The following is a 16,488-nucleotide window of genomic DNA, read 5'->3' as shown; positions in this document are numbered from 1 at the left end:
TTACAGATTGATTTTTCCGGTTTGCATTCCATCCCATTTTTCCTACAATTACAGGGTGTTTATTGTGGTATCAAAGCGGTTTTTCAGAAATAAATCGCATAGGCATACGAACCATAATGAATAAAAATTGTATTCACCCTTCTACTTCTTAATATTTATCCCATGGCAGTTAGCGACCTCGTAGCGTTTGTAGATGTTGGAAGTGCTCGTATCAAAACGCTCGTTGGATCCTTTATTATTGATCCAAACAATCCCAACAGACCAAAATTAAATATCCTCGGCGTCGGCGTAGTACATTCTGGAGGAATTCGAAAGGGGATTATTCTCGATATGGAGGAGTTCAAAAAAAATCTGGATGAATCTCTGACTGAGGCAGAAAATATGGCAGGACAACAATTTCCTCACGTAGGTATCTGTCTTTCCGGTACCGGTATTCAGATTCATAGGAGTTCTGCGATGATCACGATTCCATCTGCGGAGATTACCCAAGAAGATGTAAATCGAGTTCTTGATATGGCACAAAATGGTATTACTCTCGCAAATCAAACTGTGCTGAAGATTATTCCTGAACATTTTACAGTAGATCTCGAAAATCTCGTAAAAACACCTGTCGGTATGAGCGCAAAGAAACTCGAAGTCAGCGCCTATATTTTTACGATTACGACGACTGCCCTCAATAATGTTCGTAAAGGATTTAAAGATGTCGGTATCGATGTTGTCGATGTCTCACCTTCACTTCTCACTTCTCCAGAAGCTGTTTTGACTCGTCGTCAAAAAGAGCTCGGAGTGGTCTGTATCGATATCGGATCATCGTCTACAGGTGTCACGGTCTTTGAAGAAGGCGCACTCAAACATGCTGCCATTATTCCTGTCGGTGGAGAGTATGTGAGTTCTGATATTGCCCTCGGAGTGCGTGTATCAGTTGATCTCGCAGAAAAGCTCAAGACTGATTATGTCGATCTCACATTCTGTGATCAAAACAAGCCAAAAGATGAAGAGATTTCCCTTGCTCGTTTGGATAAAAAAGAAACAGAGACAGTTTCAAAACTGTATCTCTCACAAATCGCTCAAGCTCGTTACAAAGAAATTCTTTCGCTCATTAATCGAGAACTGAAACTCATCGGGAAAGATGGCATGCTCCCAGAAGGTGCTATATTTGTATGAGGAGGTTCCAAAGCCCGCAATCTGATCGACCTCGCAAAATCTGAGCTTCGTCTCCCATGTGCGATAGGATTTCCAGAAGATCAAGACTATATCACCGGTATGTCTGTGGCTGATCCAGGATTTAGTGCTTCTATTGGAGCCCTGATTTTCTCTCAACGCTCGGGTGGCATCGGAAAACCTCGTATTTCAATTGGTGCAGGTCTTGGTGGCGTCAAAGAGTCTGCGACTCGGTTCTTTAAACGGCTCTTCCCATAACATATTTTCTCTTTTTTTCTTATCTCTTATTTCTTACTATGGCTACCGCAAAAACTACAAAAAAAAGCTCATGATCTCTCAAAGGTCTCTTTCTCAAAGACACAATATCTCAACCACAGGAAGTAAATGTTTCTCAGATGATCTCTCCTGTCGCAAGCATCAAAGTCGTCGGGTGTGGAGGTGCTGGTCAAAATACTATCAATCGTATGATTGAGAGCGGACTTTCTGGAGTCGAATTCATCTCAATCAATACAGATAATCAAGCTATCTATAATTCTCTTGCGCCTGTCAAGCTCAGTATCTGACCCATTACAACACGTGGGCTTGGGGCTGGTGGTGATCCAGAACGAGGGAAAAAAGCTGCTGAAGAATCTATCGAAGATATCCGCAAGGCACTTGCTGGTGCTGATATGGTTTTTGTGACGTGTGGTCTCGGTGGAGGAACTGGGTCTGGTGCAGCTCCAGTCATTGCTGATGTCGCTCGTGATATGGGCGTGCTCGTCGTAGGAGTGGTCACAAAGCCATTTGCGTTTGAAGGTCAAAGACGAAATAACCAAGCCCTTGAAGCGTATGACATTCTCAAAGGAAAAGTCGATACACTTATTACTATTCCAAATGATAGAATTCTTACTATTATCGATAAAAAGACTCCGCTCCTTGATGCATTCCGCATCGTTGATGAGGTTCTCTCAAATGGTGTTCAGGGTATTTCAGACCTTATTACACAACCAGGGCTTATCAACGTCGACTTTGCCGATGTAAAATCAGTGATGAAAGATGCCGGATCGGCACTGATGGGTATCGGGTATGGTCGTGGAGAATCTCGAGCAACAGATGCTGCCCGTGCTGCCATTGAAAGTCCTCTTTTGGAACTCTCTATTATGGGTGCTCGTGGTCTCGTTTTCAATATTACGGGTGGTCATGATCTCTCAATGTTTGAAGTTGACGAAGCGGCTCGTGTTATCACTTCAGCGTGCGATCAGGATGCAAATATTATCTTCGGTGCGACTATCGATCCAGACTTTGAAGAAGGAGAAATAAAAATTACCGTTATTGCAACAGGATTTGATGAATCTCAAGTGACAACTCGTCATGATAATGGATCACTTCCTCGTCCATCAGTCAGTGGTTCATCTTTTGGCCGTCGAGTTCTCTGATCCCAACAACCAACACATTCCGCTCCAGTAGATACAGGTGCTGCACAAGACGATCTCGATGTCCCTGCATTTCTTAGGAATCGAAAATAGACTATGTTTATAGCATTTGAATGAGTTGATGGGGCTGGTAAAGATACGCAGCTAAAGCTTTTTCTGTCGTATCTCATCGACCAGGATAAGCATCGAGTAGTATTGAAGTCTCGTGAGCCATCTCGTATGACTGATGCAGGGAAACGGCTCAATGAAATAGCCCAAAAACATATTCAAGTATCTCCACTCGAAACTGCGGAGCTCTTTGCTCTTGATCGTCGAGAACTCCAAACATTTCGGGAGAATCTTCTCGCATCAGATGTTTGGATTGTTTCTTCTCGATGCGATCTGACCACCTATGCTTACCAAGGATATGCAAGTGGTATCAGTTTTGATGAAATTTATGAATTACATCAGTATATTCTGAGACCAAAAATTACCTTATTTATTGATATTTCTGTAGAGACGATGCTCCAACGTCTTGGTAATCGAGAGGGGGGTAAGGAAATCTATGAACAAGAGAGTTTTCTTCGGAAATGTCATGAGTGATATCAAAAAGCAATTGAATACCTTCGATTAAAAGGAGAAAATATTATTGTGATTGATGGAGAGGGGAGTATTCAGGAAGTGGCAGAGAGGGTTCAGCAAGGGCTGGAAAAATTTTTATATTCAGTAGAATAATTGAGAACAGGCGTGCTCTTTCTGGTACTTTTGGCAGCAAAAGTACCCAAAACTGCCGAAAGGAAATAAACTCGCTCTCCTTCTTAGCGTCTGGAAAAACAGTTTTCATGACGCTCAAACAGTATTTCCTCTCGGACTCTCATTTCTGTTTATGGGGAGAGCTGATGAATAGTTTGATAGTTATGATTTTCTACACTCCTCACACTGACACCATTTCTTCAAACTCGTCTCACTACATCTACATTTCCTCGCTGTACAGACATATCGCCCAAAGAGAACTATCGCATGATGCATAGTTCTCTTTTGTGTATCTGTGAGGAGCTTCTCGATCTTTTTATCGGTTTCTTCTGGAGTTTTTGTTTTGACTATTCCCATACGATTCATCACTCGGTGAATATGAGTGTCCACGCCAATATGAGGAGCGTCATAGAGATGGGAGAGAATAACTTTTGCTGTCTTAATGCCAACGCCTGGTAATGTCAGGAGGTCCTTTAATGTATGTGGGATGACCCCGTGGTATTCAGAAACAAGCTTTTCGGCAGTTTCAAAGATGTGTCTTGTCTTAACACGATAATAATTTAGAGAACGAAGTAGCATCTCGACTTGTTCCTTTTTGAGTATGAGAAGATCCTGGGGATTCTTTACGAGCTTAAAGAGCTCTTTTGTCGCTCTATTTACTCATTTATCTGTCATCTGTGCTGAGAGCATAACAGCGACAAGGAGCTGAAACGGTGTTTCAAAATCGAGCTCAATACGTTTATCCGGATACAATTCATAGATGAGTTGCAGGAGAATGTCTCGTTCTGATTTTGTACGAAGACGAGTCATATTATTTGCGAAAAATCTTCCACCAGAGATAGAAAGCAATCAGAGGAAATGTAATATAGGTGAGCTCGTGCCCATACTTTCTCATGATATCGATCATATCTTCTCAGAAGAAATATCCGAGTGCTACTAGAATCCCACACCAAAGAGTTGCCCCTATAAAAGTCAGTAAGATAAATGGTTTCATGCGCATGAGAAAAATACCTGCTGGTATAGAGATAAGGTGTCGAATTACAGGAATGAAACGACCGATAAAGGTGTAGATATGACTATTTTTTAAAAAGAGGTCTTCTGTTTTTTTGTATTTTCTCGGAGTAATAAGGATATACTTTCCATATTTTTCTAGAAATGGTTTTCCAAGCCATCGCCCGAGCACCCAATAATTTATCAATGCTCCTACGACAGAGCCGAGACCGCCGACAAATGTCGCCAGGAAAGGATTTATTCACCCATTCATAGCGGCAGCAATACCTACTGGTATCATCACGAGCTCGGAAGGAACTGGAATAATAGAAGACTCCATTGCCATCAAAATAAATATACCAAAATATCCGAGAGACTCGAGAGATTCGAGCATCATCATGGTAAATTGTTCCATCGTAGAAAAATTATTTACTGAGCTCCACTATCTCATTTTCTATCTTTTGTACTGCTTCAAAATCAGCCGTGTAGGTTTTTTGCCATCGATTGACCATATCTTCCACGATAGCTTGTTTTGTTTTTACGCCGAGGACACCAGCATATTGCGAAGAGATGCTGTCGATTACTTTGAGGTCAAGCTGATATCGAGCAAGAGCATTTTTTGTGAGAGGTCAAAAAATAGCAGTATCTTTATGGTCGAGATATCCATATTCTTTGAGGAGTTTTTGGAGTGTACGAATCTCTGGGTGTATTTGTCCGAGCTTGAGAGTAGGGATCTTTTGGATACTCGTTTCAAATATTTTCTTTTGTTCTGCAGCGACTGCTATGCGAGCTGCTTTTATTTTTTCCAGTTCTGCCTTCAGGGCATCAATCTTGATTTTTTTGGCAAGATATGCTGTGTAAGCTTCTTCCAGTGTTGATTGCGTAACGGGGCCATAAAAACCCGCACCAATATCATCACCACTTGTTACGATTTGTTTTGCAAGCTGAAATTCCAGGATAGCATCGACAAGACGTTTGTTGTAGAGCCCATCAATTTCAAATTTGAAATAGCCCATTTCTTTGAGCATCTTTTGCAAGTCTCGTATTTCCTCACTTTTATTCCCGTCAAAGACATCGCCAGTGAGAATACTATCGCTCGAATCATCGAGTGATCCAGAAGAAGCATTGGATGTATCTTGAGAAGTTGTTGGAGGTGGTGTAGTGCTATCATCAGAGGTTGTTTCTGGAGGAGTCGCTCCAGCTACATCTCATTGTAAAACAGCTCGTAGCTGAGATCGAGTACGAGGTCCATAGACGCCTGCTCATTCTTCATCTCGTGTTTTGACCACTCATTGTGCTTTTTGAAATGCAAAGACAGAGTCCTTGAATTCTTGGTCATACACACCGTCGACTGTTCCAATCAGTGCATTCACTCGTTGGAGTAGTCTCTGAACAGTTTTAATATTTTCGGCAGTTGTCAGCGTAGAGAGGGATGATGTAAATGGATCAAAAGAAGCACTTGTTTTTGGTGGAGTAACGGGCGTTGTGCCAGGATTGCTACAATCACTCGGTAAGAAATCCATGCTGGTCGTATCTGCCTTTCCAGAATCTTCAAAAGAAGCATAGACGGTCTGAACACCGAAGTTGAGTGCTCGACAAAGACCTTTCTGACCTGAACCCATATAGATATCCAGACGAGGAAGTTTGGAAGCCGTGTTTATCGCTCCACCTCGATCGAGAACAGTTCATTGATAATTGAAATCATATGTTTTTCCTTTGATGGTGATACTTTGGTTAATACTTATTTTTGTATTAAAAGGGATACTTTTTGGGGCTGCGATAGCACCGATGCGCACACTAGCACCAGAGGCAGTCGTTTTCCCACCACCATTGACGCGGATTTCATCTTCATAATTTCCGTGGAGATAAAAGCTCTGTCATTCTTCAGGTGAATAGTATGCTGAAACAAGATAAAAACCACTCTCTGCTCGGGCGAGAGGTACCCACTGCATACACAGAGCAGCTAAAACAAGAGATGAAAATAGTCGACGCATAAAAAAAATTAAGTGGGAATATTATAGTGTTTTCATGACTTTCACAAGCAGCTTTTTCTTGACAAAAATTTTCTCATTCGCCACAGCGAATCTCCGATTTTGTACTTTGCGCATATTTAGGTATACTCTTTCGTATGAATACTCAAAAAAGTAGACGAGAAGTTGGTAATATATGAGAAGAGATGGCGATTTCCTATCTGGTTGAACAGGGGTATCATATCGTGGACCGCAATGCCACATTTCTCTGAGGGGAGCTCGATATTATCGCACGTCTTGACGGACTGTGGAGATTCATCGAAGTGAAATATCGTGAGACAACGATTTTTGGAATGCCAGAAGATTCTATGACACCAAAAAAAGTCAAAACTCTCCTGAGAGCCATAGAGTTTTATTGTCTAAAAAAGGGTATTGATATCCTAGAAGTACGCCTCGATTTTCTCGGTATCCTCAAAAAACCGGATACAACCTATGAATATCGGCTTATTCAGGATGTGAATTAACGGATATAGAGAAAATCACAAAATAATCTAATACTGCTCAAACAATATCTTTCCCTTTTCGATGCCGTGTGAAGCGAGGATTTCTCGTACTTCACTGACCATTACTGGGCTTCCACAAATACTAAAGAGCACCAAATCAGTGTCCATCAATTCAGGATGATTTTGGAGATAGTTCGTCACTCTTCCCCGATAATGAGATGATGTTTCCTCTCCCTGTGAAAGACAAAATTGATAGGAAAAATGTGGATATTTTTGCGTCCATTCTTGCAATATTGCGTTATAAAAAAGATCTTTTTTTGCTCGAACTCAGAAAATAAATGATATTTTTTGACGAGGATTTTCTTCGAGGATCTTTTTCGCCTGAAAATAAAGGGGAGCAAAACCTGTCCCAGTTCCTATAAATACGATGTGTGTTGGTATGTTTTCTGTGGGGAGAACGAACGCTCCACTTGGTCACCAAGCTTGCATTATATGACCTATTTCTTGGTCACAAATGGCCTTGCTGCCCCCCTTCCCATCTTCTAAACGTTTAATGATAAAATGGATATGAGTATCACGCACATCACTGACAGAATAGGCACGGAGCAGATGAGAAGTATCTTTTTCTGTTTCGCAGAGTAAAAATTGACCTGGGAGAATATCGAGGGGGGTTTCCATACTATAAATCAGCTCATAGACATTATACGTGAGCTGTATTTTTTGGAGCAGAGTAAGAGAAAAAGGTACCATATTTGATGTATAGTACCTTTCTTTCGTGTTTTATCAAATATTTTTGAGACGTTCTATTGTACGATAACGTCAGAAAGATGCATAATCGGTGTCATAACGGCATAAGCGATAAGTCCGACGAATATCGCCATTGTTACGATAATCACCGGTTCAATGATTTTATTGATAGCTCCCACAGCAGTATCTACTTCCTCATCATAGAATTCAGCTACTTTGATGATAATGGTATCAATTTTTGCCGTCTCTTCTCCAACCTTGATCATTTGGACGACCATATCAGGAAAGAGGGGGTCGCCTTCGAGCGATTTACCCATTGTGATACCCTGCGCCACATCATCCCGAAGTCCGAGAATTCTTTGACGATAGACTTCATTTCAGACAGCACCTGAGATAATACGGAGAGTTTCCACGATAGAGATCCCACTTCCCATGAGACTGGCGATAAGACGTGAGAATTTCGCGAGAAGGATTTTTTGCATAAGAGGACCAACTCCAGGTATATGAAGAATAAATTTATCTGTTAAGAAGAGTCATGATTCGGTCTTTCTCCAGCGTGTCCATGTAAAACTCAAAACAGCAGGGATAATAAAAAAGAGATACCAGTAGGCTATAACAAAGTTACTGGTTGCAACCAGCATTTGTGTGGATTGTGGCAGACCTCAAAAATCTGAAAAGAGTCCTACCAATGGAGGAACCACTTTCCACATAACCACAAAGAGAACACCAATCATAACCACAACGATAAGTGCAGGGTATATCAATGCTCAGATCATTTTACGCTTCAAGGAGGCGAGATTTTCTATCTGTGATGCGACTTCTAGGAGAGTAATATTGAGCTTTCCTGTTTTTTCTCATGATTCTATCATAGCTACTTCTGAATCAGAGAAGCTTTTTGGAAAATCTTTTAATGTTGTTGAAAGATTTTTACCAGAATGGATATTATCAATCATTTTTTCCTCTATTTTTTTCATAGAAGGCTTTTTTTGCTGACCATGGAGAATTTTTATAGCCTGCAATACTGTGAGTCATGCGTTGACCATCGTCGCAAGAAGCCTATAAAATGTTACTTTGTCTTTGAGTTTTATCTTTTGACTCGAAAGAATGAGGTTATTCATATTTTCGAACCAACTCGTATGGCGTACGACTTTTGGTGTGTCAAATTTTTCTGAAAGGATGATGATATTATTTGCCATAGATATATATTATGAACGTACTACGCTATATATTTCCTCGAGTGAGGTGATTCCTTGAAGAGCGCGAATAAGACCGTCTTGTTCCATGGAGACCATTCCGTCCTTAACGGCTGCTCAGAAAATTTCATTTGACGTCGCTCCTCGCATAATCATTTCTTTTATACTATTTGTTATTTCCATGACCTCATAAATAGCGATTCGTCATTGATATGCATCATCCGCATGAGCTACTTTGGAGATATCAGGTATATAAAATGCTGGATTTGCCATCATCTCTTTCGAGAGTCGATTTTGGAGTTCATCTTTTGGAATTACAGAAAGAATTTTTTTGATTCTCTCCTGCATATCGGAATCAAGCTGAGAAAATGCTACTTTAACCGATTTAGTGGGGTCGATTCTTCGCACAAGACGCTGGGAGATAATCGCATTGATAGTGGCAGGAATCAAAAATGTCTTAATACCTAAATTGATAAGTCGTGTTACTGTCTCAGCAGCAGAATTAGTATGGATAGTGGAGAGAACGAGATGTCCTGTCAGTGCTGCCTCAAGAGCGATATCAGCTGTCTCACTATCTCGTATTTCCCCTACCATGATAATGTCTGGATCTTGACGAAGTGCGGTACGGAGACCAGATGCAAAGGTATAACCAATATCAGGAAATACTTGGCTCTGATTGATTCCATCCACCACGATTTCGACAGGGTCTTCAAAGGTCATAATATTGACATCTACTTTATTGAGTTCCTTGAGGATTGAGTAGAGAGTGGTAGATTTACCAGATCCAGTTGGACCAGAATTCAGAATAATCCCGTTCGGCTGAGCAATAGCTTTATGAAGAACGATTTTATTTCTTCACTCTAATCATAGATCCTTCAGATCCTGCACTTTTTTTGTTTTGTCCACGATACGCATCACCACTTTTTCCCCATGAACAGTTGGGAGAGTGGAAATACGAAGATCAAATACTTTATCTCCAACGCTATGAGAGATACGCCCATCCTGGGGTTTACGAGTTTCATCCATCTTGAGGTTTCCAAGAATCTTGTATCTGGCAACTATTTGAGGATGATTTATAAGTGGATATTCGAGTATTTCTCTCAGCAATCCATCCACTCGATATCGGAGACGAATCCTTGTTTCTTCAGGTTCTAAGTGGATATCTGATGCATTGATTTCGACAGCGCATATAATCATCATGTCACAGATACTCGCAGGATCTTCTTCGTTAAAAATCGCTTTTTTGAGAATTTCGAGAGAGTTTGACATACGTGAGAACGAGATTATTTTTGGGTTATATTTGCTTTTTGGTCACTTTCTATTTGTTGTAATTTTTTCTCCAAAGATGTCACGGTCGACATAAGGTCTGACCTTCTCGTGACCATGGCAATAGGACTACTGTTTTGATCTGCATCTCGGATACCTTTATAGGTATTTTTTGCTGTACTAAGAAGATTAATGAGATCTGCAATCTTATTTTCATCAGAACAGTTGAGATTCTTTTGACACATCTGAAGCATTTGATTTGCCTTTCAGAGTAATGTTCATGGTGTATTTCCTTCTCAGAGTCTCTGGATCAAATTTTGGTCCATTTTCAGAATAAAATCACTACTGGCACCACGTATATAGAAAGTGAGTGTCATATTTATGTCCCACTTTTGAGATGTTTCAGTGATGAGTGATACATCTTTTTCCGATGGATTGATGACGATATTTTGTACGATAATAAGTGGATTTTTGAGTTGAGATATTTTACTGACTGTATCTCATGTTATTTCTCCTCGTCTGAGTTCGCGAGGATTTGTGTGTGTGATAGAAAAACCACCATTTTCTTTTTTCTGGATTTTTATTCCACCGGTGGTGGATAAAAAGTCTAAGAGCTGTAACACATCCTTGTTATCTATGTTATCAAATTTAAGTGGTATATCATAGGCACCGATGTCAGATCATTCTTTGATAAACTTGACACTGTTGATACCAATAGCGCCCATCGCATTCCCAAGATGATATTTTTTAGCAATATCTATTTGTATAAAATCAATCAACTTTTTGAGTGTAATTTTACCGGATATATTTTCAGTATTCTTATTACTTGAGACACCAGCAAAAATAGGGATTATTTCTGCAATATCCTTTTGCATTTGATCGAGATTTTCTTTTGATTGAGCGTCCCATGATGTTTTGAGCCATTCTTTATATTCTAATGTTTTATCTCATTTTTGTGTGATTTTTTTGATAGTGGCTATATTTTTGATTCCATCTGGCGTTCAGATAACCCCGATGGTTGTCTTGATGCCTGGAACAAGTTTCTGGATTGTTTGCCAGCGCATATCATCTTTTGATGCATCAGATAATACTTGGTCAGATATGATACCTTCCGTCACTATATTTGTGATGGTCTGCACTTTCTTTTGATTATGTACTACTAACTGGTTCCCCAGTTGTGTAAAAAAGTTATAGGAAAACCAGAGCAATACTATCAATACGATCGTAATAATACACCAAATAATCGTATTATTTCTGAGCTCAACCAATGCACTTTTGTTATTTTTCATAATTATATTTTAGGAAGAAGATCTGATTCATACCGAGCAGGGGTATATATGATATTGACGTTAAATGATGTGGAGAGCAAATTATTTTTTGTATCTACCTGGAGATCAAGAGAGCTCGGATAACTGACAATAAGCTCTTCTGTTGCCTCGAGACTTTCCAAGAACTTGAGCGATTCGTCTCGTGGCTGAACAGGAGGGACAGAAGATATTCTACATGAAATATCTATTGAGAGTCATTGAAATTTGATAGTATTACATGTTACAGTACTTTTTTTGGTACTATTTTTTGTCACGGCCTGTTCAATAAGCTTCATGACCTTATTGTGCTGCATCCTATTACTCGGGTCAAGAGAAAGAATCGTGTTTATTTCATTGCTAGACTCCAGAGTGCTTCCTTGAAATTTTTTGATCAAAGTTGTTTCGTATGCTTCAGTCAGTTTCGCGATATCATATTTTTCTTCCATGCCAAGGAGATGGCTCAAAGTATCAGGGGTAAGACACGTGTTATCTTCCAATAATTTTCTCAAATCCTCGCGCTTATTGGTGACTAAAAAATCCAAAAATTCTGTAGTTTTTAGTTGTTCTCTGTTGTTTCCAGAATTGACCCAAAAACATGCGGCATTCCCTTGGGAAATAAACTTCTGTTTCATAATCCAAGAAGTTTGTGTCTGATTCCGAGACCAACTATACGCTGATAAGATAAAAATCGCAATAAATGCTATTCATGCTATGATTTTTAATACAAATCAGATTCTGAGTAACAAGTATTCCAGCTTTTTTTCTGTCTCTGGATTTATGTCTGATAGAGCCTTAACGCCCTCGGAATCGAGCTTTTGGTACTCTGATAAGTCTATTTGAGCATTATCAGGTGTGAGATTATTTTTTTCCATGCCTCTATTCTAGCATAGATTTCCTAGTGATGCAAAGGTTTTTTCCTTGATTTTCGTGGATATTCATATTGACACATTCTATTATGATGCATAATGGGCAATATGCAGTCAGAAACGATTCATTTTTACTCAACCAATCCACAGCATCACGGAGAAATAGGGAATGCAACCATTATTCATACTGAATCAAATCGTGTATGTGGGGATGATATTACAGTTTATGCCGTAATAGTTTGAGATGTTATTCAAAAATGGTCTTTTACTGGCAATACGTCCATGATTACTCTGGCGTGTTCATGACTTTTTGGAGATAGAGTTCAGGGGGTGAGTTTTGAGACACTTATGTCCTGGAATCAGGATACTCTTGTCACATTAACAGGAATAGAGGTTTCTCCACGACGAAAAAGAGCCCAAGTACTCGCACTTCTCGCCACAAGAAACGCTATCCACGCCTATCTCAAGGATGGGGAAAAAGATGATTTTAGCGACGTACTGACTGATCTCTAGACAATCAAAGGACTATCTGTATTTATTTACCACGATTAATAATCCTTATGAGGAATAAAATAATCGCAATTACGAGGAGTATATGAATAAAACCCCCGATTGTGTAAGAAGAGACAAGTCAAAATATCCAAAGAACGACAAGAATAATAGCAATGGTTTCGAGCATATGAGAAAAATTAAAAATAGGAACGTACATTATATGCCTAATTGAGTAAAGTACAGAAAGAATTCGATTCATCAAGATTTTGTCACAAAAAATCCCTCAGATGAAACTGAAGGATATTTTATGTGACAGTGTATGGTGGGCCGAGAGGGATTCGAACCCCCGAAGGTAGAACCAGTGGATTTACAGTCCACCCCATTTGACCGCTCTGGTATCGACCCATGTTCGCTATGCTCAAGAAATAAGTAATAGAAACAGTAAATAGGATGGATTTTTTTAATAATCCCGCCCTATGCACCATCACTATGCCTATCACTCATTCGCCTTTGACGAATTCTGGAGCCACCAATCGGGATCGAACCGATGACCTGCGGTTTACAAGACCGCCGCTCTACCAGCTGAGCTATGGTGGCAAAAACAATGGACATTGTTTGTGTTTAGCTCGTGGATTATAAAAAAAATAACCGAAAAGCAAAACTTTTTCAATTTCCTCTTTTGTTTTTCTGAATTTGGTGCCAATGGGTGGAGTCGAACCGCCGACCACAGGGTTATGAGTCCTGTGCTCTACCGCTGAGCTACATTGGCACGCCCTGTATAGTATCTAAAAAATCATTTTTGCAAACGGATTTTTTATGAGATTTATTTTTTACCGTCGTGCCATTGATTTTTTCTTTCTCTAAACATAATAAACCTTGCAGTATGATTATACCACCCTGAGAAAAAATTATTGAAACCAAAAAATGTCTCTTATCAGATAAGGATTTTGTAGTCACGAACAAAGATTTGGAGTTTTATGATAAGATCTCTCCTATTTTTGGAGGGAAAAAATATAGTATCCCGAGTCCGACTTTGTGCCCAGAAGAAAGAGAAAAAAGGAGGTTAATGTTTCGGAATGAAAGGAAGCTCTATAAGAGAAAATGTGATTTATCCGGGAAAGAAATTATTTCCGTTTATAATCCCTTATGACCCTATAAAATATACGAACAAAGTGAGTGGTGGTCCGATAGCTGGTCCCCTCTGGATTATGGGAAAATATTTGATTTTGATACTACATTTTTCGAACAGTTTAGACAACTGTCTTTGGAGGTCCCTTTCCCAAGTCTTCTTACTGTAAATAATGAAAATTCACCTTATACACAATTTACTGGCGAATCAAAAAATATATATATATGAGCTGATATTTGGTTTTGTCGTGACGTATATTATTCAACTACCTTGAAATATGTAGAAAATAGTATTGATTTGTATGACACAGAATATGCACAATTTTGTTATCAATGTGCTTTTTGTAAAAACATAAATAATTGTCGGTGGGCAATCCGGTGTTTTGACTGTTCTATTAGTAGTTTTATATATAATTGTCGGCAATGTACGAATTGCTTATTTTGTTGGTGAATGATATCAAAAAATTATTATATTTACAATAAACCTGTTTCTCGGGAAGAATTTGAAAGAACTCAAAAGAATATATTTGAAAATTATGATGCGTTTCAAAAGGCACTTTCCGCGTTTTCAAATTTGATTCATACATGAGTTTTAAGGGAAAACTGGAATCTCCATAGTGAAAATTGTGTCGGTGATGATTTACAAGATTGTCAGAATTGTTTTATGTGTTTTGATGCTGTAAAAGCAAAGGATTGCCGATATTGTGTAACAGCATATGAGAATAAAAATTGTTATGATACTACAATTTACAATCCTGGTTCTGAGTGGACTTTAGAAGGAATATGCTGAGGTGTGAATTTACATTCTTCTTGATATAATTATGCCTGTCTTGACATGAAGGATGGTTGGTATACGTGGGGCTGTATGAACAGCAATAATCTATTTTGATGTGTCGGTCTTCACTCTCATGAACATCACTGCATCCTCAACAAATCCTACTCCACCCAAGAATACGAAACTCTCTGTGGAAAGATCATCGACCATATGAGAAGTACGGGGGAGTGGTGAGAATTCTTTCCTCATGAACTCTCTCCTTTTTGATACAATGAAACAGTTGCTAATGAATACTTCCCAATGACAGAAGCTGACGTACGCGCAAAAGGATGGAATTGGTATACAGAAGATGCAAAACCCTTTGAAGGAATAACATATACTCCTCTGCCCATATCTCAGTATGATGAGAGAGTGGTAGGATTTGATATAGCCACCAAGAATATCAATGAGTGTCTGAACTGAATTATTCAGTGTGAAGTCACAGGAAAGCCATTTAAGATTATCAAACAAGAATTGGCATTCTATATTGAGAATGGAATACCAGTTCCTACCAAACACCCAGATCAGAGGCATACAGAGAGAATGGATTTAAGAAACCCCAGGACGCTCTATGAGAGGACTTGTTCTGAGTGCAAAAAGAATATAATTACGACCTATGCTCCAGATACACCAGAGAAGGTGGTGTGTGAAGAGTGTTATAGAAAGCTCGTTTATTAGGTATCTGTTTTTTGATTTATGACGGGATAGATTCCTGCCGGAGTAAGATCCCGCCAAAGGCGGGGCAGGAATGACGAAAAACCAATTCTTTCCTATCCGCCTAGGCGGATGACTTTTACTATCACTATTCTTTAATTTGTTGATTTTTTATATATTGTCGAATCAATATCTCTCAATAATGTATCAAAAAAAGGCATAAATGCTTGCTTTTTTCTCTCTTTTATTATTATCAGAATATGCTAAGAACTATTGCCTACATCATCTTTCTGTGTACAGGGATTTTTGCCTTCAGTTTGATTGTACTTTTTTTCCGATCACAGAGTGAGGAAACACCTCAAATCATTCAGAGGAATACAACCAGTATTGCTTCCACGAAAACGCTCGACATCATAAAGAAAGCGTATACTTTTGCCAGCTCCTCACAAAAAGATATTTTTGGAGTTTCCGTGTTTCGTCTAGATGTCGATATCAAAACTTCTGATAGGATTCGGATGTACATCTTCCACGATGATTATATCACGATTAAGAAAAATCTCTCACTCCTCAGCAGTATTTATACTTTTTCTGAAGTTGATGAACCATTTGGAAAAGTTTTCTTTCTCAATGATAAAAATACAGATAATCAAATTGTTCGATTTGTGACGGATATCGATGGCACTGTGCTCGGTTTTGAGGTTTTGAAAGATGAATACAATAAGCTCAGAGGTTTACTTTCACAATAATTTTTCTATAATCATTTTATTACTTACTTATTCCCTATGTCCAAAAAACATCAACTTACCCGAGAAGGTCTCGAACGCCTCCAAAAAGAATTAGAAAATCTCCAAAACGTCACTCGTGTAGAGATCGCTGAGAAACTTAAAATCGCTATTGCGTATTGAGATCTCTCAGAAAATTCTGAGTATCAGTCTGCTCGTGATGAGCAAGCAGCTATTGAAATGCGTATTTCTGAAATAGAAGATATCTTTGAAAACTATGAGATATTGGACATCGATAAAAAAGCAAAGAAAAATAACACTATCACTATCGGCAGCACCTTCACGCTCGATATCGATGGTACAAAAAAAGTCTTTACACTCGTCGGAAGCACAGAAGCAGATATACTAGAGAATCGTCTCTCAAATGAATCTCCTATTGGCATGGCTGTTATTGGAAAAAGTGCCGGGGAAGATGTAGCTGGTGTCGCACTTTCATGACCTTTTCACTACAAGCTTATTGATATTGCATAA

At 39.1% G+C, this 16,488-nt stretch carries 17 protein-coding genes and 3 tRNA genes; 8 read left to right on the top strand and 12 right to left on the bottom strand.

Annotated features, from left to right (window positions below):
• Positions 1-162 precede the first annotated feature (162 nt).
• The 3 genes from ftsA to tmk all read left to right on the top strand — a co-directional run bounded on the left by ftsA (position 163) and on the right by tmk (position 3,287).
• Positions 163-1,419, top strand: a complete 1,257-nt coding sequence (gene ftsA, locus WC753_01720) for a cell division protein FtsA (GenBank protein ID MFA6080178.1) — start codon at positions 163-165, stop codon at positions 1,417-1,419.
• A 137-nt stretch (positions 1,420-1,556) separates the two neighbouring features.
• On the top strand, positions 1,557-2,666 hold the full coding sequence (gene ftsZ, locus WC753_01715) for a cell division protein FtsZ (protein ID MFA6080177.1): 1,110 nt from the start codon (positions 1,557-1,559) through the stop codon (positions 2,664-2,666).
• 3 nt (positions 2,667-2,669) lie between these two features.
• On the top strand, positions 2,670-3,287 hold the full coding sequence (gene tmk / locus WC753_01710; GenBank protein MFA6080176.1) for a dTMP kinase: 618 nt from the start codon (positions 2,670-2,672) through the stop codon (positions 3,285-3,287).
• Between the two features lie 180 nt (positions 3,288-3,467).
• Here the strand turns inward: tmk and nth are convergent, their stop codons facing one another.
• From nth to WC753_01695, 3 genes are read right to left on the bottom strand one after another with little or no spacing between them, the layout of a single operon-like run.
• Positions 3,468-4,115: an endonuclease III gene (nth, locus tag WC753_01705; GenBank protein ID MFA6080175.1), complete on the bottom strand. Its 648-nt coding sequence runs from the start codon at positions 4,113-4,115 to the stop codon at positions 3,468-3,470.
• Between the two features lies 1 nt (position 4,116).
• Positions 4,117-4,710: a DedA family protein gene (locus WC753_01700; protein MFA6080174.1), complete on the bottom strand. Its 594-nt coding sequence runs from the start codon at positions 4,708-4,710 to the stop codon at positions 4,117-4,119.
• Between the two features lie 10 nt (positions 4,711-4,720).
• The gene (locus WC753_01695; GenBank protein MFA6080173.1) at positions 4,721-6,289 is read right to left on the bottom strand and encodes a peptidoglycan-binding protein; all 1,569 of its coding nucleotides are present in this window, start codon (positions 6,287-6,289) and stop codon (positions 4,721-4,723) included.
• A gap of 134 nt (positions 6,290-6,423) precedes the next feature.
• Between WC753_01695 and WC753_01690 the strand changes: the two genes are divergently transcribed.
• Positions 6,424-6,789, top strand: a complete 366-nt coding sequence (locus WC753_01690; protein MFA6080172.1) for a YraN family protein — start codon at positions 6,424-6,426, stop codon at positions 6,787-6,789.
• A 27-nt stretch (positions 6,790-6,816) separates the two neighbouring features.
• Here WC753_01690 and WC753_01685 read toward each other — a convergent pair whose 3' ends face one another.
• Genes WC753_01685 through WC753_01665 form a run of 5 tightly spaced genes read right to left on the bottom strand, consistent with a single transcriptional unit; the run spans position 6,817 to position 12,153 of the window.
• Positions 6,817-7,518 (bottom strand): FAD-dependent oxidoreductase, encoded by a 702-nt coding sequence (locus tag WC753_01685; protein MFA6080171.1) that lies wholly within the window; start codon positions 7,516-7,518, stop codon positions 6,817-6,819.
• Between the two features lie 53 nt (positions 7,519-7,571).
• Positions 7,572-8,711 (bottom strand): type II secretion system F family protein, encoded by a 1,140-nt coding sequence (locus WC753_01680; protein ID MFA6080170.1) that lies wholly within the window; start codon positions 8,709-8,711, stop codon positions 7,572-7,574.
• Between the two features lie 9 nt (positions 8,712-8,720).
• Positions 8,721-9,977, bottom strand: coding sequence for a GspE/PulE family protein (locus WC753_01675; GenBank protein MFA6080169.1), 1,257 nt, complete (start codon positions 9,975-9,977; stop codon positions 8,721-8,723).
• Positions 9,978-9,991: 14 nt separating this feature from the next.
• Positions 9,992-11,263 carry a hypothetical protein gene (locus WC753_01670; GenBank protein ID MFA6080168.1) on the bottom strand — a complete coding sequence of 424 codons (1,272 nt, stop codon included), beginning with the start codon at positions 11,261-11,263 and terminating at the stop codon, positions 9,992-9,994.
• 2 nt (positions 11,264-11,265) lie between these two features.
• Entirely contained in the window at positions 11,266-12,153 is an 888-nt protein-coding gene (locus tag WC753_01665; protein MFA6080167.1) for a hypothetical protein, read from the bottom strand.
• Positions 12,154-12,255: 102 nt separating this feature from the next.
• On the opposite strand from WC753_01665, the gene WC753_01660 reads away from it, so the two are divergent.
• Positions 12,256-12,660, top strand: a complete 405-nt coding sequence (locus WC753_01660; protein ID MFA6080166.1) for an iron-sulfur cluster assembly scaffold protein — start codon at positions 12,256-12,258, stop codon at positions 12,658-12,660.
• 22 nt (positions 12,661-12,682) lie between these two features.
• On the opposite strand, the gene WC753_01655 is transcribed toward WC753_01660, so the two are convergent.
• From WC753_01655 to WC753_01640, 4 genes are all read right to left on the bottom strand, one after another.
• On the bottom strand, positions 12,683-12,826 hold the full coding sequence (locus tag WC753_01655) for a lmo0937 family membrane protein (GenBank protein MFA6080165.1): 144 nt from the start codon (positions 12,824-12,826) through the stop codon (positions 12,683-12,685).
• Between the two features lie 133 nt (positions 12,827-12,959).
• Positions 12,960-13,044: transfer RNA gene (locus tag WC753_01650), tRNA-Tyr, on the bottom strand.
• 116 nt (positions 13,045-13,160) lie between these two features.
• A tRNA-Thr gene (locus WC753_01645) sits at positions 13,161-13,236 on the bottom strand.
• Between the two features lie 97 nt (positions 13,237-13,333).
• Positions 13,334-13,408: transfer RNA gene (locus WC753_01640), tRNA-Met, on the bottom strand.
• A gap of 810 nt (positions 13,409-14,218) precedes the next feature.
• On the opposite strand from WC753_01640, the gene WC753_01635 reads away from it, so the two are divergent.
• From WC753_01635 to greA, 3 genes are all read left to right on the top strand, one after another.
• The gene (locus WC753_01635; protein ID MFA6080164.1) at positions 14,219-15,259 is read left to right on the top strand and encodes a hypothetical protein; all 1,041 of its coding nucleotides are present in this window, start codon (positions 14,219-14,221) and stop codon (positions 15,257-15,259) included.
• A 236-nt stretch (positions 15,260-15,495) separates the two neighbouring features.
• Complete coding sequence (locus WC753_01630; protein MFA6080163.1) at positions 15,496-15,981, top strand: hypothetical protein; 486 nt, start codon at positions 15,496-15,498, stop codon at positions 15,979-15,981.
• Between the two features lie 36 nt (positions 15,982-16,017).
• A complete protein-coding gene (gene greA / locus WC753_01625) occupies positions 16,018-16,488 on the top strand; it encodes a transcription elongation factor GreA (protein MFA6080162.1) in 471 nt (156 codons plus the stop codon).

Source organism: Candidatus Gracilibacteria bacterium (genome assembly GCA_041660965.1).
Classification (GTDB): domain Bacteria; phylum Patescibacteriota; class Gracilibacteria; order BD1-5; family JAGOOR01; genus JAGOOR01.
This window is presented reverse-complemented; position numbering and strand designations above follow the sequence as displayed.